Annotated in this window: 22 protein-coding genes and 1 riboswitch; all 22 genes read right to left on the reverse strand. The window is 62.2% G+C overall.

Features of this window, described 5'->3' with window-relative positions:
• Window positions 1-23 precede the first annotated feature (23 nt).
• Window positions 24-225: riboswitch (cobalamin riboswitch) on the reverse strand.
• 36 nt (window positions 226-261) lie between these two features.
• Window positions 262-1,146: a hypothetical protein gene (locus tag AC0V6T_RS10355; RefSeq protein WP_486128568.1), complete on the reverse strand. Its 885-nt coding sequence runs from the start codon at window positions 1,144-1,146 to the stop codon at window positions 262-264.
• Window positions 1,147-1,400: 254 nt separating this feature from the next.
• Window positions 1,401-2,159: a Bax inhibitor-1/YccA family protein gene (locus AC0V6T_RS10360; protein WP_486126638.1), complete on the reverse strand. Its 759-nt coding sequence runs from the start codon at window positions 2,157-2,159 to the stop codon at window positions 1,401-1,403.
• Window positions 2,160-2,308: 149 nt separating this feature from the next.
• Window positions 2,309-3,118: a pyrroline-5-carboxylate reductase family protein gene (locus AC0V6T_RS10365; RefSeq protein WP_486126640.1), complete on the reverse strand. Its 810-nt coding sequence runs from the start codon at window positions 3,116-3,118 to the stop codon at window positions 2,309-2,311.
• Window positions 3,119-3,147: 29 nt separating this feature from the next.
• Window positions 3,148-3,654 (reverse strand): type III secretion system chaperone family protein, encoded by a 507-nt coding sequence (locus tag AC0V6T_RS10370; protein ID WP_486126642.1) that lies wholly within the window; start codon window positions 3,652-3,654, stop codon window positions 3,148-3,150.
• 156 nt (window positions 3,655-3,810) lie between these two features.
• Window positions 3,811-5,139: a tetratricopeptide repeat protein gene (locus AC0V6T_RS10375; RefSeq protein WP_007163340.1), complete on the reverse strand. Its 1,329-nt coding sequence runs from the start codon at window positions 5,137-5,139 to the stop codon at window positions 3,811-3,813.
• A 111-nt stretch (window positions 5,140-5,250) separates the two neighbouring features.
• Window positions 5,251-6,849, reverse strand: a complete 1,599-nt coding sequence (ftsZ, locus tag AC0V6T_RS10380) for a cell division protein FtsZ (RefSeq protein ID WP_486126644.1) — start codon at window positions 6,847-6,849, stop codon at window positions 5,251-5,253.
• Window positions 6,850-7,060: 211 nt separating this feature from the next.
• Window positions 7,061-8,383: a cell division protein FtsA gene (gene ftsA / locus AC0V6T_RS10385; RefSeq protein ID WP_486126646.1), complete on the reverse strand. Its 1,323-nt coding sequence runs from the start codon at window positions 8,381-8,383 to the stop codon at window positions 7,061-7,063.
• Window positions 8,383-9,306: a cell division protein FtsQ/DivIB gene (locus AC0V6T_RS10390; RefSeq protein ID WP_486126648.1), complete on the reverse strand. Its 924-nt coding sequence runs from the start codon at window positions 9,304-9,306 to the stop codon at window positions 8,383-8,385. The genes ftsA and AC0V6T_RS10390 overlap by 1 nt, the downstream gene beginning before the upstream one ends.
• On the reverse strand, window positions 9,299-10,270 hold the full coding sequence (locus tag AC0V6T_RS10395; protein WP_486126650.1) for a D-alanine--D-alanine ligase: 972 nt from the start codon (window positions 10,268-10,270) through the stop codon (window positions 9,299-9,301). Before AC0V6T_RS10395 ends, AC0V6T_RS10390 begins: the two co-directional genes overlap by 8 nt.
• The gene (locus AC0V6T_RS10400; protein WP_486126652.1) at window positions 10,267-10,749 is read right to left on the reverse strand and encodes a DUF4262 domain-containing protein; all 483 of its coding nucleotides are present in this window, start codon (window positions 10,747-10,749) and stop codon (window positions 10,267-10,269) included. The genes AC0V6T_RS10395 and AC0V6T_RS10400 overlap by 4 nt, the downstream gene beginning before the upstream one ends.
• Window positions 10,746-11,720 carry a UDP-N-acetylmuramate dehydrogenase gene (gene murB, locus AC0V6T_RS10405; RefSeq protein ID WP_486126654.1) on the reverse strand — a complete coding sequence of 325 codons (975 nt, stop codon included), beginning with the start codon at window positions 11,718-11,720 and terminating at the stop codon, window positions 10,746-10,748. Before murB ends, AC0V6T_RS10400 begins: the two co-directional genes overlap by 4 nt.
• A complete protein-coding gene (murC, locus tag AC0V6T_RS10410) occupies window positions 11,717-13,165 on the reverse strand; it encodes a UDP-N-acetylmuramate--L-alanine ligase (protein ID WP_486126656.1) in 1,449 nt (482 codons plus the stop codon). The genes murB and murC overlap by 4 nt, the downstream gene beginning before the upstream one ends.
• Entirely contained in the window at window positions 13,162-14,373 is a 1,212-nt protein-coding gene (murG, locus tag AC0V6T_RS10415; protein WP_486126658.1) for an undecaprenyldiphospho-muramoylpentapeptide beta-N-acetylglucosaminyltransferase, read from the reverse strand. The genes murC and murG overlap by 4 nt, the downstream gene beginning before the upstream one ends.
• On the reverse strand, window positions 14,370-15,578 hold the full coding sequence (locus tag AC0V6T_RS10420; RefSeq protein WP_486126660.1) for an FtsW/RodA/SpoVE family cell cycle protein: 1,209 nt from the start codon (window positions 15,576-15,578) through the stop codon (window positions 14,370-14,372). Before AC0V6T_RS10420 ends, murG begins: the two co-directional genes overlap by 4 nt.
• Entirely contained in the window at window positions 15,575-16,957 is a 1,383-nt protein-coding gene (gene murD, locus AC0V6T_RS10425) for a UDP-N-acetylmuramoyl-L-alanine--D-glutamate ligase (protein WP_486126662.1), read from the reverse strand. The genes AC0V6T_RS10420 and murD overlap by 4 nt, the downstream gene beginning before the upstream one ends.
• A gap of 10 nt (window positions 16,958-16,967) precedes the next feature.
• Window positions 16,968-18,038, reverse strand: a complete 1,071-nt coding sequence (gene mraY, locus AC0V6T_RS10430; RefSeq protein WP_007163330.1) for a phospho-N-acetylmuramoyl-pentapeptide-transferase — start codon at window positions 18,036-18,038, stop codon at window positions 16,968-16,970.
• A 20-nt stretch (window positions 18,039-18,058) separates the two neighbouring features.
• Window positions 18,059-19,519: a UDP-N-acetylmuramoyl-tripeptide--D-alanyl-D-alanine ligase gene (locus AC0V6T_RS10435; protein WP_486126664.1), complete on the reverse strand. Its 1,461-nt coding sequence runs from the start codon at window positions 19,517-19,519 to the stop codon at window positions 18,059-18,061.
• Window positions 19,516-21,018, reverse strand: coding sequence for a UDP-N-acetylmuramoyl-L-alanyl-D-glutamate--2,6-diaminopimelate ligase (locus tag AC0V6T_RS10440; protein ID WP_486126666.1), 1,503 nt, complete (start codon window positions 21,016-21,018; stop codon window positions 19,516-19,518). Before AC0V6T_RS10440 ends, AC0V6T_RS10435 begins: the two co-directional genes overlap by 4 nt.
• The gene (locus AC0V6T_RS10445; RefSeq protein WP_486126668.1) at window positions 21,015-22,847 is read right to left on the reverse strand and encodes a peptidoglycan D,D-transpeptidase FtsI family protein; all 1,833 of its coding nucleotides are present in this window, start codon (window positions 22,845-22,847) and stop codon (window positions 21,015-21,017) included. The genes AC0V6T_RS10440 and AC0V6T_RS10445 overlap by 4 nt, the downstream gene beginning before the upstream one ends.
• Window positions 22,844-23,410, reverse strand: coding sequence for a hypothetical protein (locus AC0V6T_RS10450; RefSeq protein WP_486126670.1), 567 nt, complete (start codon window positions 23,408-23,410; stop codon window positions 22,844-22,846). The genes AC0V6T_RS10445 and AC0V6T_RS10450 overlap by 4 nt, the downstream gene beginning before the upstream one ends.
• Complete coding sequence (gene rsmH / locus AC0V6T_RS10455) at window positions 23,407-24,348, reverse strand: 16S rRNA (cytosine(1402)-N(4))-methyltransferase RsmH (protein ID WP_486126672.1); 942 nt, start codon at window positions 24,346-24,348, stop codon at window positions 23,407-23,409. The genes AC0V6T_RS10450 and rsmH overlap by 4 nt, the downstream gene beginning before the upstream one ends.
• On the reverse strand, window positions 24,345-24,851 hold the full coding sequence (locus AC0V6T_RS10460) for a division/cell wall cluster transcriptional repressor MraZ (protein ID WP_007163324.1): 507 nt from the start codon (window positions 24,849-24,851) through the stop codon (window positions 24,345-24,347). The genes rsmH and AC0V6T_RS10460 overlap by 4 nt, the downstream gene beginning before the upstream one ends.
• Window positions 24,852-25,037: the final 186 nt, after the last annotated feature.

Here is a 25,037-nt window from a genome sequence, read left to right on the forward strand (position 1 = left end):
CCTCTCCAATCCCTGAGAGGGGCAACAAGCGACACGCTCCGGTCGGTCTCCTGGCTTGCGGGTCGCTGCTTGTCGCACACCTTCCCAAGCGTTGTCCGCTCAGTGGTTGCTTCCAGAAGAGGAAGCGCGCGCGAAAAGCTCGCCGCTTACAGTTGCAGGGACAGCTGCGGAATTGCCCAACAAGGGGCGCACCGCATTCCCGTTACCGATGCGTTATCGATGATCTAGCCGGGTGCCGAATGCTCGGCAAGCCGCCAATTCTTACAGGGTTGGGCCGCCATCCTGCGAGGGCGGCTCTGTCGCGACCGGCTCGACCACCGGCTGCGATATGACGTTTTCCTCGACAGGCACCACAGGCACCGCGACGCCCGTTTCAGGGTCAGTGACCGATCCTGCTGCAGCCGTAGGATTGGCGACCACTTGCGTGGGATCGCTAGTCGGTCCGGGAACCGGCACGCCATTGGCCTTGGCTGCTTGGACCGCGACCCAGCCGGGCTGCGAAGGGCCGAACAGGTCGCCATACTTCACATCCCATTCGTAGGACGCTCGTTGGTACTGCTCATATTCGTCGAAGAACTGGTCGAACGGCGCTTCGAGCAGGGTGAAATTGTCCATCGCAAAGGCCACCGGATCGCCTGGCGGGGCAGCGTTGTAGCGGTTCGAGATGTCGAGTGCCGCGCGGCAGAAGCGGGCGCGTGCCGGGGGCAGGGCGAAGAAGTTGTAGACCGCAGTCATTTGCTCTTCGCGAGCGAGAATGCCTGCTCGTCTTGCGCCCATTTCCTGGCGGTAAGTGCGATCGATCCGATCGTTCACCTGGCGCAGGGGCCGGGAATAATCGTCGATAAAGGCGCTGTAAGCCGTCAGGATTGGCTCGTATTGCGCCGATGTACAATTGAGCGCCGCTACGTTCCACGCGGAGCGGAAGTGCCAGACCTTTTCATCATCGGTGATCCCGCGATTGATCGTTTCGCGTACGCCTAATGCATTCCTCACCGGAATTTCCATAACGTAGGCTGCCCCGCCCGGCGGAAGAGGACGATACGGCGTGCGTTCTACGACCGGGGGAGGAGGCGGTGGCGGTGGTGGTGGCGGGGGAGGAGGCGGCGGTGTGGCACAGGCAGAGAGCAATGCGACCATCGTCGCCACCGCCGTGATCTTTAGCGGTGCGCGTGTCTTGCCGCGCGTCGCATTTCCAGTTCTCATACCAATGTCGCCTCTCATAATCTGCCCCCAACGCCTCGAGTAACATGCTATCGTGCGCCTGACTGCGCGCTGAAGCATGCGTATCGAATACGGACACGCCGTGCGTTAGGTGCGCTGTATGACAAAGCAAATGCCCGAAGCCTACGTTTAGGCTCCGGGCATCCACTTGTATCAACAGTTTAGTGCGAGCTTGGCGCTTATTCGCGGCTGCCCAGGAACTGAAGCAAGAACATGAACATGTTGACGAAATCGAGGTAGAGGCTGGTCGCCCCCATGATAACCGCCTTGCCCATGAATTCGGTACCGCGCAGGTACTGGTAGTCGTTCTTCAGGCGCTGCGTATCGTAAGCCGTGAGGCCTGCGAAGATCAGCACGCCGAGGCCGCTGATGACGAAAGCCATCGCTTCCGACTGCAGGAACCAATTGACGATCATCGCGACGATCAGGCCGATGACACCCATGATCAAGAAGCTGCCAAAGCCCGACAGGTCCTTTTTCGTGGTGTAACCGAACAGCGACAGACCTGCGAAGGCCGCAGCCGTTGCGAAGAAGGTCGTTGCGATCAATTCACCCGTGTAGACGAGGAAGATCGTCGACATCGACATGCCCATCACGGCCGCAAAGGCCCAGAACACGATCTGGAGCGTGGTCTGGCTCATCTTGTGAAGGCCAAAACTCATCGCGAGGATGAAACCGAGCGGTGCGAGCTTGATGATCCACAGCAGCGGGCCGCCATTCATGTACAGCCACGCGACAGCGGATTCGTTACCGCCCCACGAGAACAGGATCGCGACGACGCCGGTCAGCAGCACGCCCGATGCCATGTAATTGTAGATCGAGAGCATGTACGAACGCAGGCCCTCGTCATAAGACGCGCGGCTGGCTACATCGCCGCCTGCGCGCGGCACCGAGCCGAAGCCCTGTGTGGTGCGCTGTGTGTCTTTCCAATCAGCCATTATGGATCCCTTGTGTCCAAAAGCCGGCGCGAAAATACGCGCCTCTGCCGGGGAATATCGGTGTTTTCGGGTGGCTTTTCAAGCGAAACCGGACCCAATTCGACGAAAGTCGTTCATTTTACTGCACGGTATGATTAACGGAAACTTGCCTATCCGCCTGCCGAAAGCTCCGCACCACGGTCTCGCGTTGCGATCAGGGTGTCAGTAAGCAGCTTGACCAATGCCTTGTCTGCATCGAGCACGTTCATGCCTTCGCGGGTCATTCCGCCGGGGCTGGCGACGCGGTCGGCCAGCTCCCCGGGCGAAATGTCCGAGCCGGCAGCAAGCGAGGAAGCCCCATCCACCATTGCGAGCGCGAGACTGGTGGCCTGCTCGTCCTCCAGTCCGAGATCGCACGCGGCTTCTGCAAGCGCGCCGATGAACCGATAGACAAAGCCCGGACCTGAGCCTGCAAGCGCGGTAACGAGGTCGAACTTGCCTTCTTCCTCGAGCCACACTGCAGTCCCAAGCAGATCGAACAGCGCAAACGCAGCGTCGCGCTCGCTTCCATCAAGACCCTCTTCGAGCAGGATGATCGGCGACTTGTTTATGCGCGAGGCGAGGTTTGGCATCACGCGCACATGGGCCGCAGCACTTGGAAACGCCTGCTTCAGCTGGGCCAGCGTCAGTCCGGCGAGCAGCGAATAGATCGTCACTCCTTCGCCGGTCAGCTTTTGCAGCCCTGGTGCAAGACTGCCGAGCTGCTGTGGCTTGAAGCCCAGCATCACCGCGTCATGCGCGTCTGCCGCCTCAGCCTCGGCGGGATCACTGTAGAGCGTCACGCCTTCAGGAGCGGCTTCCATTCCCGGATCGAGGATCGCAAAGCGCGAGGGATCGACACCGACAGCAAGCCAACCGGCAAGCATTGCTCCGCCCATATTGCCGCAGCCGATGATGAGTAGTTGCTTGATTTCTGACACAGGTAAGTCCCCTTTTGGGCCTCACATGGTTATGCCTCCCCCGCCGCGTCAACCATTGCGGCTTCAAGAGCGCCTTGCGGGGTCTTGTCGCCCCACAGGACGAACTGAAATGCGGGATAAAAGCGGTCGCATTCGTCGATTGCGTTTTCGACCAGCGCCTGTGCCTGAGCAATCGAAAGCATGCCGTCGTCGCCCATCAACACGCCGTGGCGGTAGATGAGCACATCGCCCTGTGACCAGATATCGAAGTGGCCAAGCCAGACCTGCTCGTTGACGAGGCTCAGAAGCTCAAAAGCGCTGTGTTTCTTTTCCTTGCTCACGCGGATGTCGGGCAGGCAGAGGAATTGCAGGACATTATCTGCGCTGCGCCAGATGGCGCGCAATTGATACTTGGCCCAACTTCCCTGAACCTCTCCAACCATCTCATCATCAGAGACAACTTCGCAGTCCCAGCCTCGCGCTTCGAAAAGCGCAGCCAGCATCTCGACCGGCGCCGCATCGTCTTCGGCGCTGTATTCTGGTTCGCGGGGTCTCATGGCTGAGCGCTCGTGAAGGGTGTGGTCATGTGCATCGATGGCACGAATGCACGTTAACCTTGGGATTTGGCAATTCAGGCCTGGCGCAGCGCTGGGGAGAACCAATCTGGCTTGTTCAAAGCTTGTGCAAAGAAAGCCGGGGATGGCCCCGTTTGATCAATCAAGCTCTTGAATTTCAGTGCCTTCGGGGCTGGTGTAAGCGAAAGTGTCGAGGCCCTTGGCCGAGAGCGCGTTAACCAACTCGCGAGCAGCCGCGCGATCCGCAACCGGTCCGGCGAGCAGCCGATTGGCCTGCCCCCAGGGCGTGGTGTGCGGCTCGAAATCGCCGAGCAGTTCGGGTGCACGCCGAGCAAAACGGCGCCAGTCGAACTTCAACGCATTAAGATCGCGGCCCGTTGCCAGCTGCACCCAAATCCGGCGAGGATGCTCGGGTTCGACCGGTGCAGGCGGAGCTTCGCGAGGCACCGCGATAGCAGCGATATCGACCGCATTGCCTGAACCCACATCAACCGGAAGCTCACCCTCGCCGATATCCGCAAAAGCGTTCGCGACGTCCTCAGTCGCAGTGGACGGGTCAGCCTCGACAACATCAGCAACCGGCTGCGTGACCGGGTTGCTGGTCGTCTCGACCGGAGCGCCGAGCGGCTCGCCCGTCGGCTCCAACAGCGATCCGACTTCGCCTTCAGCGGCAAACCGAGCGATACGCGGATCCTCGCGGCCAATATCAGCCGCGCGAGGGAAGATGCCGAGGTTTGCCGCCGCAGCCTGCTGAGAAGCGGTGAGACGCGGCATGTAGGACAGATAGGGATTGATCCGTCCGGCAAGGTCGCGTGGCATTGTCGCGTTAACAATTCCCTCGGCGCGCTCCTGCTCACCCAGGATAGCGAGCCCGAAAGCGCGCGCTCGGAAAGATGCTGGATCACGTTCCTCAAGCAGTGGTGACAGCGTCGACTGAAAACTGTCCGCATCACCAGAAATGGCATAGCTCAGCGCGAGCCTGCGACGTGCCTCGTTGTTCTGCGGTGCAAGTTCGAGCGAACGCAGATATGCCGCCTGTGCAGCTTGTTGGTCGCCCACCATATCGAAAGCGAGCGCTTGATCCGGGAGCAAGTCTCGAGCGTTCGCTCCAGCCGAATTGGCGGCGTTGAAAAGCTGGATCGCTTCCAGCGGGCGCCCCGAACGCAAATACACCCTTCCAAGGCCAAGCTTCACCCGCGCATCATTGGGCTCAAGATCGGCTGCACGGCCATAGAAACCGGCAGCCGCGTCATAGTCGCCGACTTCCAGCGAGGCCTCTCCCGCCTCGAGCAGGCTGAGAAGATTGCGCGGGCGGCGCGCAAGTTCCATCAGCGCACGGTTCAGTCGCTGCACTTCAGGTGAAGGCAGCGGCTGGACAACAGCACGCGAAGTCGCATCCTGCGCGCTCAAAGCCGACGGCAGGGCAATTGCAGCAGCGATCAGCGAAAGGCTGAGAGATTTGGTCAATGGTGTCACTTGGGGGTCGCTAGCGTATTCTCACAAGCACGCTAGCCATCCCTCGCTGAATGCGAGGCGAACGGCTCGCCTTGTTCGGCAAGCCGTTCAGCCGGGACAAGCTTACTGGTTGTTCTGACGCCCGAGGAAGCGAGGGATCGAAAGCGCAGGCGCATCGTCATCATCGCCTTCGCTGCCCTCGGAGGCTTCGCCTTCCATGTCTTCGCCCTCTTCGTCCTCGTCGTCAAGATCGTCGTCAGATCCGGACGAACGCGAGAGGTTCGCCATACGCTCGAACAGAGTGCTTCCGCCCGCAGTGCCGCCGCCACCGCCTCCAGCGCCGCCGCTGAAACCACCACCCTCGCCAGTGCGGCCAAAGCCGGGTTGGACGGGTTGGTCTTCCTCAGCGAGCCTGTCTGCGCTTTCGAGCAAATCATCCTGCTCGTCTTCTTCGGCACCGCGAAGCCCGGCAAGCGGATCGACGATCTCATCGACGTCGTCGCCTTCATCGCCCATGTCATCTCCGGCCTGCATGCCGGTGAGGTCGAACGGTTCGCTCTCGTCAGCTTCCGCTTCGCAAGTCTCGTTCGTTTCGTCGGACATGCCTTCGGGGATAGCCAGCGCTTCGTCGTCTGCTTCTTCCTCGGCAATGTCATCCTCGACGTCGGTTTCTTCCGACAGTTCGAGCACGGGACGCTTGGGAGCGCGCGATTCCATCAGCGCTGCGGGGCGCGGCATCGGCGCCTCACCGCTAGCTCCGGCCTCGATCCCGGTTGCCACAACCGAGATACGGATCTTGTTCGACAGGTCCGGGTTGAATGCGCTGCCCCAGATGATGTTGGCATCTTCGTCGACGAGGTCGCGGATGTAATTTGCTGCTTCGTCGAGTTCCATCAGCGTCATGTCTTCGCCGCCGATGATCGAGATGATGACGCCCTTCGCGCCCTGCATCGACACACCGTCGAGCAGAGGGTTTGCGATGGCCTGTTCGGCTGCGTTGAGAGCGCGGTTCTCGCCCTCGCCTTCGCCGGTTCCCATCATGGCCTTGCCCATTTCGCTCATCACTGCACGAATATCGGCAAAGTCGAGGTTGATAAGGCCAGGATTGACGATCAGGTCAGTGATCGAGCGAACGCCCTGCTGAAGCACCTCGTCGGCGAGCTGGAACGCTTCCTTGAAGGTGGTTTCAGGTTTCGCGACGAGGAACAGGTTCTGGTTCGGAATGACGATCAGCGTATCGACGTGGGCCTGAAGCTCGTTGATGCCTGCTTCGGCAGCGCGCATGCGGCGGGTGCCTTCGAACAGGAACGGCTTTGTCACAACGCCGACGGTGAGGACGCCCTTGCGACGGGCGGCTTCGGCGATGACGGGGGCTGCACCCGTTCCGGTGCCGCCGCCCATGCCGGCCGCGATGAACACCATGTTCACGCCTTCGAGCGCCTCTTCGATCTCGGATACGGTCTCTTCGGCAGCGGCCTTACCCACTTCCGGGCGCGCACCTGCGCCTAAGCCACCGGTAATGTCCGGCCCAAGCTGGATGCGCTTTTCGGCGGGCGACTGGCTCAGCGCCTGCGCGTCGGTGTTCGCGACGATAAAGTCGACGCCGTCGATCTCGGTCGAGATCATGTTTGCGATCGCGTTGCCGCCTGCTCCGCCGATCCCCACGACCATGATGCGGGGACGCAGATCTTCAGTGGCTGCCGGTCCGATGTTGATGCTCATCGCTTAAATTCCTCTAGACGAAAATTGGGGCCCGGTTGTCGGTGCTTTCCCTATCTGTTTCGTGCGACTTTATCTCTTCTGTGACATATTAGTCATGGGCTCGTTATAGCGCACAATTCCTTATCCACAGACGGTTATTAACCCTTTTACACGCCGTTTGACCGTGCGTGCTTTGCGTCTGGCCGCGAAATGCCGTCTGTAGCACGCTTCACTAGAAGTTTTCGCGCAGCGCTCTCCACAAACGGGCGATACCCATGAACGGATCGAGCGCCCCGCCAAAGTCGCGTGTCTTGGTGTAGCGCGCCCCGATTGCGCGGATATCGATCGGGTCTTCCGCTGCATAAAGGCACAATCCTGCAAGGCCTGCAAAGCCGGGCGTCGCATGCGCTTCCGGAAGGCCCGTCAATGTGGGAGCACGACCGATACGCACCGGCATGGCGAGTGCGCTCTGTGTAAACTCGGCAAGTCCTGCAAGCTCTGCGCCGCCGCCGGTTATAACAACTTGCCCGGCACGTGGGCCTGAAAAGCCCATCTCTTTCAGCGCTTTTCCAATCTCGGTAGTCAGCTGTGACTGGCTCTGGGTGATGACGGAGATAAGCTCAGCGCGCGCTATGCGGTTCTTGTCGTCGGCGCCGCGGGCCTGCGGCGCGCTCGCTTCGCCGGGCCCTTCGTTCGGGCCGTGAACCGGGATCATTTCGCGGTGATCGGAAGGCGATGCGATAGCCGAACCCGAGACGCATTTGAGCCGTTCTGCCTGAAAGCGGCGAATGCCAAATGCGCTCGCAACCGCATCCGTGATGTCGCCAGAACCCATGGGAATAGCCCTGAGGCCAAGCAGCATTCCGGCAGCAAAAACCGAGACATTGGTGACGTCCGCGCCAATTTCGACGAGCGCGACGCCCAGTTCGCGCTCTTCCTCGGTCAGGCAAGCATATCCGCAGGCAAGCGGGGTCGCGACGACGGCCTCGACTTCGAGATGCGCGTTCTGAACCGCTTCCATCAGGTTTCGAATCGGCGCGCCGTCGGCAAGCATCACGTGGATATCGACACCGAGACGTTCTGCATGGAGCCCTCTCGGGTTGGCAACGCCGTGCGCTCCATCCAGCGTATAGTGGGCAGGGATCGCGTGAAGCACACTGCGTCCGTCCGGCTCAATCATGCCCTGCGCTTCGATCAGCAGGTGCTCGATATCCTCTTCCTCGATCCGGCGACCGCCGATTTCGATCTCGACGTTGCTGACCGAGCTCTTGAGACCTGCCCCGGCGCAGGCGATCCACACGCTCTGAATGCTGGTGCCCGCGTTCTTTTCGGCGCGTTCAACCGCGTCGCGGATTGCGTAGGTCGCCGCTTTCATGTCCGTGACATAGCCGCGCTTGACCCCTGCGCTGGCGCGGTGGCCTGATCCCAGCACGACGAGATCGCCGGTCTCGGTCTCGCCCATGATCATCGCCGAAATGCGGAACGAGCCCACATTGACCGCACCAAATATCTTGGCGAGGCGACCGGAAGACTTGAGGGAGGGCTTTGACGCCATCACTGCGTCTCCGCTGCCGAGTTGGCAGCGAGTTCGATGGCATCGGCGCGTCCCGGCACACGCATGTAGATGCGCGGCGGTGAGCGCATGTCGAATGTCGCAACTTCGCCACCGATCAGACGGTTCTGGCCATCCATTCGAGCAAACTTGACGAGCGCCTTTGCGGAAGTCTCAGCGCCCTCGGGAAGTGCGAGAACCTGACCGCTCTTGAAAGTCAGGTTCCAGCGTCGGTTGCCCACCCATTCGGCAGCCTCGACTTGTGGCTGAAGCGCGGGGGCTGCAGCCAAAAGCTGACCGAGAGGCGCGACCTGCTGCGAAGCGCCGGGGCCCGAGATTTGCAGCATTCCGCCGGCATCTTCGCGTGCAATCGGTTCAAGCTCCGCGCCCTCAAGGTCGATAAGCATCAGTCGATCGGGTTTTTGCAGCACCGCGTGAGGCGTGCGCTCGACAATATCGATAGCGAGCGTCGAAGGCAGCTGGAGCGACACCCGCGCATCCTTAACCCATGGAAGCTGCGTCTTGAGCTGCTCTCTCAGCGACTCCAGCTCAACCTCCGGCATGGGCCGATCGCGCTGGGCTAAGGCGATTGCGTAGACCGCTTGCTCGTCCATCCGGCTCGTACCGGTGACGCGCACGCGCTTAACCTCCAAGCCAGCATCGGATGCCATTGCCGAGACTTGTGCCTGGGCCATGGCGGGAACGCCTGCGAGGTTCGCAATTACGAAAGCAATGCCGACCGCGCCGCCGATGATGATCGTCAGCCAGATCGTGCTCCATTGCTCTTCGGTGAAAGGCAGAACGCCCATGGCGCTATCCACGAAACCGCTGGTCTTCGCCTTGGCGCGGCGTGCACCTGCGGCGCGGCTCTGCGACTTGGCGGCGCGGCGAACGCCCTTGCCGCTCGAACGCTTGATCTTAGCCATCTGCGCCTCCCTTCGCAGCGTGAACCCTAAGAGCCTCGCGAACGATCAGTTCGACGAGTTCGGGGTAGCTGATGCCGGCATGCTTGGCCTGCTCGGGGACGAGGCTGAGCGGCGTCATGCCCGGCTGCGTGTTGGTCTCGAGGACTAAAAGGCCATTCTCGCCCGCCTCGTCGTCCCAGCGGAAATCCGTGCGGCTGGTACCGTGACAGCCAAGCACCTTGTGCGCGCGGATCGCGTAGTCTTCGCACAGTGCAGCGATCTCGGCCGGAATGTCGGCCGGGCAAACATGCTGGGTGCGCCCCTCGGTGTATTTGTGCTCGTAATCGTAGAAACCGTGCTCGATGATGAGCTCGGTCACGCCAAGCGCGCGGGGGCCATCGGCACCGTCGATGACGGCAGTCGTAAGCTCGCGCCCTTTGATGAACGGTTCGGCGAGAAGCTGGTCGAATTGCTGCCACGGCCCCGGAGCGTCCCGTTTGATCGGATTGCCGACATTGGATTCCTCGGTGACGATGGCGACACCGACGCTCGACCCTTCATTGACGGGCTTGAGCACATAAGGACGCGGAAGCGGATCGCGTTCGAAGATGTCCTTGGTTGCGACGATCCGGCCTCCGGGAAAAGGGACGCCATGCGGGATCAGCGCCTGCTTGGTCAGTTGCTTGTCGATTGCGATGACCGAGGTCGCCATGCCCGAATGGGTGTAAGCCACGCCCATCAGGTCGAGCATGCCCTGCACGCTGCCATCTTCGCCCGGCACTCCGTGTAGCGCGTTGAAGACCACATCCGGCTTCGCCTCGGTAATCCGCTGCGCCACGTCGCGGTCCATGTCGATCTGCGTGACGCGGTGGCCATTCATCTCGAGCGCATCGGACACGCCCGCACCTGACATGAGCGAAACTTCACGCTCATTCGCCCAGCCGCCCATCAGGACGGCGACGTGGAGGGGCGCGGCGTCGCTCATGCGGCCACCTCATAAAGCGCGGGTTGTGCGAGGATCACTTCCTCTGAGGCCCCTTCATCCCACGGGAAACGTCCTTCGGCGGCGCCCGGCCAGACTATCTGAAATGCCTCTTGCATCGCTGGCTCGTTCCGGTGACGCCGAAACCATATTGCAGATCCGAAGTGCTCGGCGGCAACATTCTCAGCAGGAACCCGGCGCAGCTCACATTCGAACCCCTCGATCAGGTCATTCACCCTCAAACCATCTGTCATTTCGAGCCCGTCCTGAAGTTGTCGATGCAGCTCGTTGATCATGGAATGCATGAGTTTGCTGGGCAGACCGAAGACGATAACCTCCGGTTGTGAGACCGACGTCTGAAAACCAATTGAGTAGCTGAAAGCCTCTTCTACGCCCTTTGGATCGAATACATGCATCACATGGCATCCATACCGATCGACGTTTGCGACGATGCGCTGTTCGAATTCGGTGAGGTCACTCACGGCCTACCAACTCGCTTGATCTCCCATTCGAGCTGGATGCCCGAATTGGCATAAACTTTCTCTCGCACGAGCTCGCCCAGCCCCTCAATATCGGAGCTGGTCGCATCGCCGGTGTTGATCAGGAAGTTGCAGTGCTTTTCAGACACCATCGCGCCGCCATGTTTGAAGCCGCGAAGGCCGGCATTATCGATCAGCTTCCAGCTAGAGTGGCCGTCGGGGTTCTTGAAGGTTGAACCGCCGGTGCGCGAGCCGATGGGCTGCGAATCCTTCCGCTGCGAGGAGATCCGGTCCATCTCCTCCTTGATCGTGTCGGGATCGCCGGGAAACCCTTCGAAGCGCACTTCGACCACGACCGCGCCATCGGGCAACGCGGAATGGCGATAGGCATATTGCAGGTCGGCATTGGAAAGCGCCACCAACTCGCCGTTAGGCATCAGCACGTCGCAATCGGTAAGCACCTGGCAGGTCTCGCGCCCATAACAGCCGCCATTCATCCGCGTGACGCCGCCAACCGATCCGGGGATGCCAACATAGAAGGACAGGCCGTCGATACCGGCCTTGGCCGCGCGGCGTGCGACCATGCTCACCGGCACAGCTGCCCCCGCCTTGAGCGTGGTGTCGCCCGTGATCTCGATGTCCATGAAGGGCTTGCCAAGCTTGATCACTACGCCCGGGACACCACCGTCTCTGATAATCATGTTCGAGCCGACACCAAGCGCCATGACCGGCATGCGGCCGTCGAGGCGATCGAGAAATGTTCGCAGATCTTCAAGGTCAGCAGGCTCGAACAGCCAGTCGGCATTGCCCCCGCTCTGAAACCAGACATGCTTGGCAAGCGGCGCATTCTGGGTCAGATCACCGCGAATGCCATCGGTCGGGATAAGCCCATCAGCCGATCCTTCGACCGAGCTCGTCGGAGCTGATCCGTCATCCATGTCGTACCAGTCGCCCGGTTGCACCATTTCGTTCATGCGCCCCTGTTCTTTGGCCGTTGTGATTCAATCGCTTCGGAAAGGGTAGCTGCCCAGCGGGTGATATCCCCCGCGCCGAGGCACACGACCATGTCGCCTTCGCGCAATTCTTCGGCGAGTGTTGCTGCAAGGTCATCATGGTCAGGGGTTGTTTGCGCCGAGCGATGGCCGCGCGACTTGAGGCCGGTGACCAGGCTTTCCGAATTGACGCCCTCGATCGGGTCTTCGCCTGCCTCATAGACCGGGGTGATGAACACCATATCAGCCTCGTTGAAGCAGTTCTGAAAGTCGTCCATCAGGTCGTTGAGGCGCGTGTATCGGTGTGGCTGCATGACCGCAATCACGCGCCCTTCGACGCCTGCCGCCTCTGTCGCCTCGCGCGCCGCACCCAGCACTGCGCGGATTTCGACCGGGTGATGCGCGTAATCGTCAATGATCGTCGCGTGGCCGGTCGGAAACGGGACGGTGCCCACTTTGGTAAAGCGCCGCCGGACCCCGCTAAAGCTGCCAAAGCCGTTACAGATCGTCTCGTCAGAACAGCCCATCTCGATCGCGACCGCGATGGCGGCGAGCGCGTTCTGCACGTTGTGGCGGCCTGGCATGGGCAGATGCACGCCCTCGATCCGGCGATCCTCCTCGCCGCGTTGGCGGACGATGACGTCGAACGTGTTGCCGCTTTCCGTCGGGCGCACATTAACCCCGCAAATGTCAGCCTGAAGCGAGAAGCCGTATGTCACGACCTTGCGGTCGCGCACATCGCCGATAACCGCCTGAACTTCGGGGTGGTCGACGCAAAGGATCGCAGCGCCGTAGAACGGCACGTTGTGAATGAATTCGACGAAGGCTTTCTTCACCCCGTCAAAATCGCCGTAATGGTCGAGGTGTTCGGGATCGATGTTGGTGACGACCGCGATCGTGCCGTCGAGCCGCAGGAAGCTGCCGTCGCTCTCATCGGCCTCGACCACCATCCAGTCGCTGTCGCCCATGCGCGCGTTGGAGCCGTATTGCTCGATGATGCCGCCATTGATGACCGTGGGATCGATCTCTCCGCAGTCGAGCAGGCTAGCGATCATGCTGGTCGTCGTGGTCTTTCCGTGCGTGCCAGCGACCGCGACCGTCGATTTGAGGCGCATAAGCTCTGCCAGCATCTCGGCGCGGCGAACCACCGGGGTGCGGTTTTCAAGCGCGTGAGCAACCTCCGGATTAGTCCGGCGCACCGCGCTTGAGGTGACGACGACGGCAGCGCCTTCGACGTTCTCTTTCTCGTGTCCGATGCGCACCGAGATGCCCTGTTCGCGCAGGCGCGCGACCACCGGGCCTTCTTTGATGTCGGAGCCCTGCACTGTGTAGCCAAGGTTGTGCATCACCTCGGCAATGCCGGACATGCCGATCCCGCCGATGCCCACGAAGTGAATAACGCCAATGTCGGTGCCGACGCCCTTCATGCTGCGCGGTCCTTGGTTGCAGGCTTTGCGACTGTGGCTTCCTGCGATGCGCCGCGCGTGTTGTGTTCGCCCACGCGGATTACGTCCATCAAATCCACGCCGCCGAAGCTTTCAACGAGGTCGGCAAGATCCTTCGCCGCGTTGGGCCGTCCGCAGTTCCATGCGCCATGCGCGGCGTTCGAGAGACTGTCCGGCTTTTGGGCCAGTGCCTGTATCTGTTTCGCGAGTTCTTTCGGTGTGAAGCTCGACTGGCGGATCATGCGCGCGCCGCCTGCCTTTACGATCTCGCGCGTGTTCGCGGCCTGATGGTCGTCGGTTGCGATTGGCAATGGCACGAGGATTGCCGGGCGGCCTACGGCGGTCAGCTCGGCAATGGTCGACGCGCCTGCGCGGCCGATAAACAGGTGGGTACCAGCAAGGCGTTCATGCATGTCTTCAAAATAAGTGCCGAGTTCAGCCGGGATGTCGTGGCTCGCATAGCGTTCGCGCACCGCATCGACGTCCTCCGGGCGACATTGCTGCGTTACCTGCAAGCGTTGGCAAAGCGCCGGGGGCAGCATCGCAAGGCCATCGGGAACAACTTCGGAAAGTACGCTGGCCCCCTGGCTGCCGCCGGTGATGAGGACGCGCAGAAGACCCTCTTCGGTGAAAGCCGGGAAATCTTCGTCGCGCAGCGCCAGCACCTCTTCGCGCACCGGATTGCCGACAAGGTGCACCTTGCCCGAATGCTTTGGCTTCAGGCGAGCGACTTCGGGATACGAGGTCGCAATCGCCTCGACCCGACCAGCCAGCAGGCGATTGACGCGGCCCAACACCGCGTTCTGCTCGTGAACGACGCTCGGAATCTCGGCGGAAGTTGCAGCGAGCAGCGCGGGCAATGCGGGATAGCCGCCAAAGCCCACCACGGCGGACGGCTCGAAACTCTCGAACAGGCGCAGGGCCATGTTGCGCCCTTCGAGCACGGCGCGAATACCGCCGATCCACTTGAGCGGGTTCTTGCCGAACCGGCCCGCGGGAAGGACATGCGCAGTTAGATAGTCGGGCTTGCCCGGAATGTTCGCCCCGCGCTCATCGGTGATGAGAGCGACGTGGTGGCCGCGCTGGTGCAATTCCTCGGCGAGCGCAAAGGCAGGGATCAGGTGGCCGCCCGTTCCGCCTGCGGCGAGGACGAAATGGCGTGACGCGCCTGTCGCTGTTTCGCTGTTCATGCGCGGCCCTCCTTTTTCTCAAACAGGTTCTTCAATCCCGGCTTCTCGCGTTCAAGGAACGGGTTGCGACGGGTGATGGCGAGCAATAGCCCTAGAGTGAAACACACGGCGAGCGTAGATGATCCCCCGTAGCTTACGAGTGGGAGCGTCATGCCCTTGGATGGGAACAGCTGAAGGTTCACCGCCATGTTGATGAAAGCCTGCCCGCCGATGAGCGAAACCAGCCCCGCGCCTGCGAGCAGCGCAAACAAATTGTCCTCGTCCACCAGCCTTACCAGCACCCGGGCGACGATCGCGACATACAAAAGCAGGATGAGCGCGCACATGAGGAGCCCGAACTCCTCGCCGATGACCGAGAAGATGTAATCGGTGTGCGCTTCGGGAAGGCTCATCTTGCGCCTACCCAGCCAAAGGCCGGTGCCGGTCCAGCCGCCATTGAGGATCGTACGCTGGGCCAGATCAACTTGGTCGAATGCAACGCCGCCTCCGAAGAAGCTGTCTATGCGGTAGCGCGCATTGTCATAGAGGAAGTATGCTGCGGTCAGCCCGCTCACTCCCACCGCGATCAGGGCGCCGAGACGTTGCAGCGAGACGCCCGATAGCAACACCAGCACGAACCAGACCCCGCCGAACAGGATCGTCGCGCCAAGGTTGGGTTGAAGCATCAGAAGCGCAGCGACGAGCGCCATGGTGAGCGTGGCATAGGCGACCACCGGCAAGCTTGGATCGCGCAGGCGCCATGACAGCATCCACGCAAGCAGCACGGCAAAGCCGGGCTTCAGGAACTCGCTCGGTTGCAGGCGCATGCCAAGGTTGATCCATCGCCTTGCGCCGTTCACCTCTACCCCGATCACGGGCACGAGCAGCATCAGCCCCAGCATGGCCACCGCCATCACGATGCCCATGCGCCGGGCATTTTCGCGGCTGGCGAGCGATACGAACAGCATGACGCCGATGCCCAGAAGCTGGAAGATCACGTGCTTCTGGAAGAAGACGAATTCGGAGACCTGATACTGACGCCCCGCTGCAGGCGAAGCCGCAGCGACTGCGACCGTGCCGAGCGCCATGAGCAAGAGCACCATGCCGAGCAGCCACTTGTCGATTTCGCGCCACCAGATGCGGACGCGATCGGCAAAGCCGCGGTTCTGCGGTACGGGTGCGTGGAACTTCGCATCGCTCCGGGTGGGGATGAAAGCGCCGATCATGCTGCATTGTCCTTTGCAGACGGGGCGGCAGAGCAATCGATGTCGCAATCAGCGATGACGCCGACCAACTGCCGGAAATGCTCACCGCGCTTTTCGTAGTCGCGAAACTGGTCGAAGCTCGCGCAGGCGGGCGAGAAGAGAACGACATCTCCGGCAACTGCGGCGTCTTTCGCGCGGCGAACAGCTTCGCTTACCAGTTCGCAACGTTCGACCTTGGGAACCTCGCCTTCAAGAAGCTCTGCGAAACGTGGCCCTGCTTCGCCCACGGTATAGGCGGCGGCGATGTCTCCCAAGTGTTCGGCACACTTGCCAAGCCCATCTTCCTTGGCGAGGCCGCCCACGATCCAGTGGATGCGCGGCTCGCCCGATACACCGCGCGGGTAAGCGGCAAGCGCGGGCGCGCTGGCGTCGGTGTTGGTGGCCTTGCTGTCGTTGATGAAGAGCACGCCCTCTTCTTCGCACACGATTTCCATCCGGTGCGGCAGGCCTCGAAATCGCGGAATAGCGTGGGACCACTGCGCCTCGGTCACGCCAAGCTCTTCGACGATCGCGACGGCCACGGCTACGTTCTCAAGATTGTGCGGCCCTTGGAGGCTGGGCCAATTGGCCTGCCGATCGCGCAGGGCATCGAGGTCTGCTGCGTGAGCACGGCCCTCTCCTCGGAACTCGATCTGGCGGCGGTAGATTGCGCCGACAGGCTCCTCAAGCGAACCGAAGACGGCCAGATTGCGCGGCGACTGCATTTTGAACAGTCGCTCTTTCGCTGCGGCATAGGCGGCAAAGCCGTCGTAGCGGTCGAGGTGATCGGGCGTAATGTTGGTGAGCGCGGCCACCTCGCAATCGAGGCTGGTGGTGAGGTCGATCTGGTAGCTCGATAGCTCCAGCACATAGACGCCCTCGCCGCCTTCTCCGGGTGCAAGGGGCTCCTGCGCCATGATAGGCTCGCCGATGTTCCCGCCCAGCAGGGACGGGATACCGGCCATTTGAAGAATGTGGTGGACGAGCGCGACCGTGGTCGATTTGCCGTTGGTCCCAGTGATGCCGACGACCTTGTGCGGAAGCAGGTCGGCGCGGGCGCGGGCAAACAGCTCGATATCGCCGATGACCGGCACGCCGAATTGCGCGGCGTGGCCCGCGATGGGGTGCGTGTTGAGTGGAACGCCGGGGGAAACGACGACCCCGTCGAAACCCGTCAGCTCAGTCTCCAGCGGATCAGCGATGTCGCAGCGCCCCTCGAACGGAGCGCGCGCAACGTCCTGCCTGTCCCACACGGTTAGCTTCGCCCCGCTCGCCAGCAACGCCTCAGCCGCCGCCGCCCCGGAGCGCGCAAGGCCCAGGATCGCAAAGCGTTTGTCAGCAAAGGCGGAAGAGGTGATCACGGGTGCGCGCTTACCTCAGCTTGAGAGTGGAAAGGCCAACCAGCGCTAGCACGATGGCGATGATCCAGAAGCGGATCACGACCTTGCTTTCCGACCAGCCGAGCTGCTCGAAATGGTGGTGGATCGGCGCCATGCGGAAGACGCGCTTGCCGGTGCGCTTGAACCAGAACACCTGGATGATCACGCTGGCGGTTTCGACCACAAACAGTCCGCCCACGATGAGCAGCACGACCTCGTGGTGAGCCGCAACCGCAATCGCACCGAGAGCCCCGCCCAATGCCAGGCTGCCGGTATCGCCCATGAAGACCGCAGCAGGCGGCGCGTTGAACCACAGGAAGGCAAGTCCTGCTCCCATGATGGCCGCGCAGAAAATCGCGAGTTCACCCGCCCCTTCGACATAGGGAATTCCGAGATACTGGGTGAAGTCGGTGCGCCCGACGAGATAGGCAATGATCGCAAAGGTACCCGCCGCGATGATGACCGGCATAATCGCGAGGCCATCGAGCCCATCGGTGAGGTTAACCGCATTGCCGAAGCCGACGATGAACACGGCGGCAAATACGTAGTAGGCAGGCCCAAGCGGGATCTGCACGTCGGAGAAGAACGGGATGTAAAGATCGGTGCTGATCTGGCTGACGATGATGTAGCTCGCGATGCCCGCGACGATGAACTCCATCAAAAGCCGCACCTTGCCTGAGAGGCCCGCGTGGCTCGCCTTGGTCACTTTGTCGTAGTCGTCGAGGAAACCAATAATACCGAAGCCCATCGTCACAGCGAGACAGGCCCATACAAACGGGCTGCGCGGGTCCATCCACAAGAGCAGCGACAGCGTCAGCGCCACCAGCACCATCAGCCCGCCCATTGTGGGTGTGCCGCGCTTGGCGAGGTGCGATTGCGGGCCATCTTCGCGGATCGGCTGACCCTTGCCCTGACGAACGCGCAGCATGTTGATGAAACGCGGGCCGATGATCATCCCGATAATCAGCGCCGTCATCAATGTCGCCCCGAAACGGAAGGTCTGGTAGCGAACCAGGTTCAGCGGGCCTTCGAACCCCAGCCATTCGGCAAGCAGGTAGAGCATCTAGATCCCAATGAGGCGCTTCATCCACGCGCCTTCGTAAAGTGTTGTACCAATCTGCCGAGACCAACCGAATTGGAGCCCTTGACCAGCACAGCGTCCCCGTGTGTCAGCCCATATTCCTCGAGCGCCGCAATCGCTTCGGCAGGGCTATCGCATTGGGCGAAGCTGGGGGCAAAGCCAAGCGAATTGGCAGGCATTCTCCCCAATTCCCCGGCAAGAGCGCGCATCTCGTCGCCGACAAGTATCACGTGGTCGATTTTGGCTTCGGTCAGCGGCTCGGCGATCTGTGCGTGGAAGCGTGGAGCGAAGTCGCCCAACTCCTTCATCGAGCCGAGCACAGCCACCCTGCGATGCGCCGGTGTCTGTCCAAGCGCGCGCAAGGTTGCGCGCATGGAAGCAGGGTTTGCGTTGTAGCTTTCGTCGACGAGCAGAGCCTTACCGCCTGCTGCAGGGATATCGAAGCGTGCCCCGCGCCCTTTGAGCCCGCCCATTTCGGCAAGCGCAAGGCCCGCGCTCGCCAAATCTCCGCCAGCTGCACGCACGGCAGCGATCACGCCCAACGAGTTCGCGATCCAGTGCTCACCCGGCTCGGCAATAGTGTAGCAAAGCCGCGCATCGCCAAGGTCTGCCGTGACCATAGAGCCGCCGGTCGCACTCGGGATCGCATCGAGCAGACGGACATCGGCATGCTCGCTGCGCCCGAATGTCACGACATTGACGCCGAGAGCCTTGGCGTGACCGATCATGCGGTCCGCATATTCGCTGTCCGCCGGAATGATCGCCGTGCCGCCTTTGACGAGACCGGTGAAGATTTGCGCCTTTTCATCGGCGATTGCCTCCATGCTGCCCAAGTTCTCGATATGAGCGGGCGCTATGGTGGTGATCAGTGCGACATGCGGGCGCACATGGTCCGACAGCGGCGCAATTTCGCCCGAATGGTTCATGCCCATCTCGAACACGCCGAACTTTGCGCGCGCAGGCATGCGAGCAAGGCTGAGCGGCACGCCGACATGGTTGTTGTAGCTGCGTACGCTGCGATGCGCTGCGCCGCGGCTGGCGCGGTCGAGGGAGGCGAAGATCGCCTCTTTCACGCCTGTCTTGCCGACCGATCCTGTGACCGCGATACGCTTGGCAAAGCCGCGTTCGCGCGCTGCATGAGCGAGGTCGTGCAGAGCCTTGGTCGTATCCTTGACCAGCACATGCGGAAAATCGACCGGGCGATCGGTGATGGCAGCAACAGCACCTTTGGCAAAAGCTGCAGCGATGAACTTGTGGCCGTCCATCGCTTCGCCCTTCAATGCGACGAAGACATCGCCGGGCCGGACATCACGACTGTCCATTTCAACGCCCGATGCCTGGAAAGCGTGGCTGGCGGTCCCACCCGTCGCGGAAGCGATGCTCTGCGCATCCCACAAGGCAAGCGGCAAGGCGTCGCGCGGGTTCGCGGGCCAGGCTTTGAGCAAGGCGTGTGCGGCGCTCATTGAGATGCTTCCTTGGCGGCAAGCGCCGCGCATTCGCGCGCGACCTCGACATCGTCGAACGGCATAACTCGCATTGTCTCTCCCGACCCGATTATCTGTCCTTGCTCGTGGCCCTTCCCAGCCACGAGGATAATGTCATGTGCGCCGACCTGGCCGATGGCAGCCGCGATGGCTTCGCGGCGTCCGCCGATGGCCCGGACATGATCCGCTCCGCCTGCACCTTCAAGCACGGCTGCGCGGATTTCACCGGGATCCTCGCCGCGAGGATTGTCGTCGGTGATAATTACGAGATCTGCGCTATCGGCTGCGACTTTGCCCATCGGTGCGCGCTTGCCCGTGTCACGGTCTCCGCCTGCGCCGAATACAACGATGAGCTTCCCGCCCTTCTCGCCATCGACATGCGGACGCAGCGCGGCAATCGCGGCTTCGAGTGCGTCGGGCGTGTGAGCGTAATCGATGTAAACGGGTGCACCGCTGGCGGTAAGGCAAGCGCGTTCAAGCCGACCGCGAACCGGCTGCAACCGTCCGATCGCGTCGAAGACCTGCGCGGGTGCAGCGCCCGTGGCAATCGCGAGACCTGCCGAAACGAGAGCATTCGCCGCCTGATAAGCGCCGATCAGCGGCAGCTTCACCTTGCGGCTCTCACCGTCATACTCAACGTCGAGCACTTGCCCCAACTGCGTCGCCTCGCGGGCGGCAAGGCGCAGGAAATCGCCTCGCTCGCCCACTGTGAGCACGTGCAACTTGCGGGACAGCGCGTGCTCAATGGCGCGGCGGGTCCACTCGCATTCTTCCCCGCCGTCCCAAATGATGGCCTTGCCGTCTTCCTCGACAACCTCGTCGAACAGCCGCATCTTGGCTTCGAAATAGGCGTCCATGGTGTCGTGGTAATCGAGGTGATCGCGGCTGAAATTGGTGAAGGCGCCCGCTTTCACGCGCAGCCCTTCGTTGCGATATTGGGAGAGACCGTGGCTGGATGCCTCGTAGGCAACATGGGTCACGCCCTCGCGCGCAAGCCCGCTCATGTTTGAAAGGAACGTTACGATGTCGGGCGTGGTGAGGCCGGTCGAAACGCTGCCGTCGGGCGTGGTGACGCCGAGCGTCCCGATGCTCGCCGCGCGCTCGCCGCACATGCGCCAGATCTGGCGGGTCATCTCGGCGGTCGAGGTCTTGCCGTTGGTCCCTGTGACCGCGACGATGGTTTCGGGCGCGGGAGTGAAGAACCCGGCGGCCAGCTGCGCAAAGTCGCGGCGCGGTTCCTCGCGCGCGATGTGAAGCGCACCTTCGACCTTCGCCTCGCTGCGGGCAACGATGGCAACCGCGCCCGCTTCGATGGCAGCGGGAATGAAGTCCTCGGCATTGAAATTCGCGCCCCGGAACGCGCCGAACACTGTGCCGGGCGCGACCTTACGGTGGTCGATGGCAAAGCCGGTGACTGTCGCGTCACCTGCATCGGCCGCGGGCAAACCAGCGCGCTCGATCAGGGCAGCGAGCTTCATTCGCGGTTCTCGATCAGGTAGCGCAGGTCGGAGATATCGACGTCGCGATTTGTGTCGGGACGAACGCCCAGCATCGGGCCGATGCGCGGCACCAGCTCCATGACGATCGGCGCGGCGGTGAAGGCGGCGGTGCGCTGACCGCGCGCGGCTTTTGTGCCCTTGGGCTCGTCAAGCATGGTCACGACCACATAGCGCGGACGATCCATCGGGAAGGCCGCAGCAAAGGACGAAATGAGCGCGGTCTGGCGATAGCCGCCAGCACCCGGCTTTTCGGCCGAACCGGTCTTGCCGCCAACACGGTAACCTGGCGCATCGGCGCTCTGGCCCGTGCCGTAGATCGAGATCATGCGCAGAAGCTGACGCATACGCGAAGAGGTCGATGCCTTGAACACGCGCCGTCCGCGCGGCGCGGCACCGGGCTCGATCTTGCGAAGGGTCGCCGGGCGCCAGATGCCGCCATTGACCAGCGCCGCATAGGCACTTGCCAAGTGAAGCGGTGTCACGGCAAGTCCGTGTCCATAGCTCACCACCATGTTTGTCAGGCGCGACCATGTTCCGTTCGGGCGTTCTTCGGCCCATTGCGGTTTTCCGCGCGCCGGCAATTCGATGACCGGACGTTCCTTCATACCAAGATCAATGACCGTTTGGCGAAGGCGTTCCTCGCCGAGTTCGTCAGCGATGCGCATGGTTACGGTGTTGGAGGAGTAAGCGAGCGCCTCTGGCACCGTCAGCGTGTCGCCTTTCGGCTTAAGGTCGCGAAAGGTGTGGCCTGACATCTCGACCGGGCTCGCGTCCCACTGAGCCGACAGGTTGCGCACCACGCCTGCATCGATGGCGGCAGCCACCGTGATCGGCTTGAAAGTCGAGCCGAGTTCATAGGTCGCGTTGGTCGCGCGGTTGTAGATGTTGGGCGACTTGTGCACGTCCGACAGGTTCGGATTGAACGCAGGCAGCGATGCCATCGCCATGATCTCGCCCGTATCGACGTCGAGCACGATGCCTGCAGCGCCAATCGCATTGGTCGCGAGCATGCCTTTGCTGAGTTCGTCTTCGAGTGCACCCTGCACGCGCAAGTCAATCGAGAGTGCCACCGGCTCCGCGCGCAGGGCCTTGTCGGCGAGTTGCTCGTCAAGGACCCGTTCCATCCCAAGCTGGCCTTCGAGGCGGCGTTCGTCGTTTTCCTGAACGTAGCCCAGGATATGCGCTGCGAGCGCGCCTTGCGGATAGTGGCGATCGGACTCGCGCGGGATTTCTAGCGCGATCTCGCCGAGACCGAAAACGCGGTTGGCATCTTCGGGCAGGATGCGGCGCTGAATATAGCCGCCGCGCGCCGAGCGAAGTATAGCAAGCGTGCGATCTTCATCGAGATCGGGGAAAATCTCCATCAGGCTTGCCGTCACGTCTGCCGGATCAGCGACCAACGGTGCACCCTCATCCTCCATCGCGCGCGGATTGAACCACAGCGCATAGGCCGGGAAGGTGCGGGCAAGCGGCGTGCCGTGGCGGTCTGTGATTTCACCGCGACTTGGCAGAAGCGCTTCGGCAAGGCTCGTCTGGCTCGGCGCTGCACCAACGAAACCGACATAGCCGATACGCAGCAGCGAGATGACCGCCACAACGCCAAGAAGCGCGACCATGATGAAGAGCCGAAGGCGGGCTGTCACAAGGAGCGATTGCCGCATGTGAACCGAATGGATCCGGCCTGCCGGTATGGCCGGTCCGCAATCGCGCTCAATGCCCGGCTCCTGCCAAGGCTCCACGCCCTTCACTTCGCGCGGCGCGGACGTGCGTGATGGCCGCAGCCCTCGGTCGAGGGCCAGCGCCGTCATTGCGAGATTTCCGCAGACATGAGCGCGACGTTACCCGAAGGCGGTGCGCTCGTGCCCTGCGCCCTGGCCGGACGGATGGGCGAGGCCTCGATCAGGAAATCGCCAAAGGCCTCGGTGAACACAGCGCCCGCATCTTCCTCGGCATCAAGCGAGGCAAGCGTCACCGGCGCACCGGTGATTGGCGAGACCATTTCGCGCGGCTCCGCATCCGGGCCAGCAAGATCGGCGCGAGCCACGCGGATCGGCGAAGGCGCATCGGGTCCGGCAGGCACGCCGAGGCTTGCAAGCTGGCGCTCGTTGTCGAGATACTGGTCCGCACGCGGCGCTTCATAGCCAAGCTCTACCGCGTTCCACTCGGCCAGCTGGCGCTGGCTGGCGCGGGTCTGGAACTCGGTTTCCAGCATCTGCACCTCGCGTTCGAGCCCGATGATTTCGCGCTCGGCCAGAAGCACTTCGCTGCGCACGGTTTGCACCTGGAAGCTGAGCAGTGCGAAAAGAGCCACGCACGCCGCCAAGACTGCGACCCAACCCATCTGGCGAATGCGCGAACCGGGGGTGATCATGGCTGGACTCCTTCTCTTGCGGGGGCGGAAGTGCGGATGGCGTGACGCAGGATCGAAGAGCGCGAGCGGGGGTTGAGCTCGATCTCTGCGTCGGTGGGGCGAATGGCTTTCGAGACGCTCGCAAAGGTCGGCGGTGGTCCGGGGACTTCGCCGGGTAGGTGGCGCGACACGGCGCGGCCTGCGCCAGAGGCTTCCTTGAAGAAACGCTTCACAATGCGGTCTTCAAGGCTGTGGAAGCTGACCACGGCCAGCACGCCGCCTTCGCGCAGCAGCGTCTCTGCCGCGTTGAGACCTGCACGAAGTTCGCCAAGCTCATCGTTCACATGGATACGCACCGCCTGAAAGCTGCGCGTTGCAGGGTCCTTCTTGTCGTGCGGCTTGTGGCCCAGTGCCTTGCGCACCACTCGGGCCAGATCGCCGGTCGTTTCCAGCGGGCGCGCAGCAACAATGGCGCGGGCAACACGGCGCGACTGGCGCTCTTCGCCATACTGGTAGAGCACGTCGGCAATCGCGGCTTCGTCGGCGGTGTTCAGGAAATCGGCAGCGCTTTCGCCGGCCTGGCTCATACGCATGTCGAGCGGGCCGTCAGCGCTGAAGGCAAAGCCACGCTCGCCCTGGTCGAGTTGCATCGAGGAAACGCCGATATCCATCACGACTGCATCGACTTGGGGCACGCCGATGCAGGTCATTTCCTCACGCATGGAGGAGAAGCGCTCTGCATGGAGCGATAAACGGCCATCAAACTCGGCGACCATGCCCTGCCCGTCGCGGATCGCGTTGGGATCGCGGTCGAAGGCATAGACGCGCGCACCTTTCTCAAGCAGCGCGCGCGAGTAGCCGCCTGCACCAAAGGTCGCATCGATGATCGCCATGTCGGGCGAAGGCTGAATTGCGGCGACGACTTCGTCGAGCAGGACAGGAATATGGGGAGCGGTCATTTCTTCGCTCCCTTCGCTTTGGCTTCGGCCTTCGCCATTTGCGCGCGGCAGCTGGCCTGCGCGCCGCGAAAGGCGGGGCCCATGCGCGAAAGCTCTTCGGGGTTCCACACGAAGAAGAACTTGCCTGCACCGTGGAAGTAGAGCCCGTCCTCGACCATGCCGAGTTCCTTGAGATGCTCGGGCATCACGAAGCGGCCGCTGTCGTCGAAAGGCACCTGCTCGAACCCGAACAGCTGCTGCGCGCGCTCGTCCGGGTCGAAATCGCTGTCACCCAGACGGATGGCGCGCTCTTCTTCTTTCTCAAGCTGTGCGTGAAGTTCGTCGATGCGCGAGAGGCCGAAACCAACCAGGCAATCGTACTTGTCGTGAACCGCAAGGCACAGCGTCTTCGAGCCGTCCGAGCTTTCCTTGACCGCCTTGCGGAATGCAGGGGGCAGGACATAGCGACCCTTATCGCCAACCGGCGAATAGGCCTGTCCATTATATGCTCCCGGCGCTGGCACGCGTCGATCCCCTACCCTTGGCGGACCCTCCTCGCGGGACCGCTGGCCTCAATCCTCCTCGAACACGCCGCAACCGTGACTGACCCTGCGCAGGCACAACTTCCCCGTCACCGCCTCCGCGCGAGCGAGGGCAGTGCGCCGACCTCTTCTGGTCAGCGCAGGGCAAATCGGCATGTTCGATGGAGC

The sequence above is a fragment of the Erythrobacter sp. S158 genome (genome assembly GCF_057364915.1).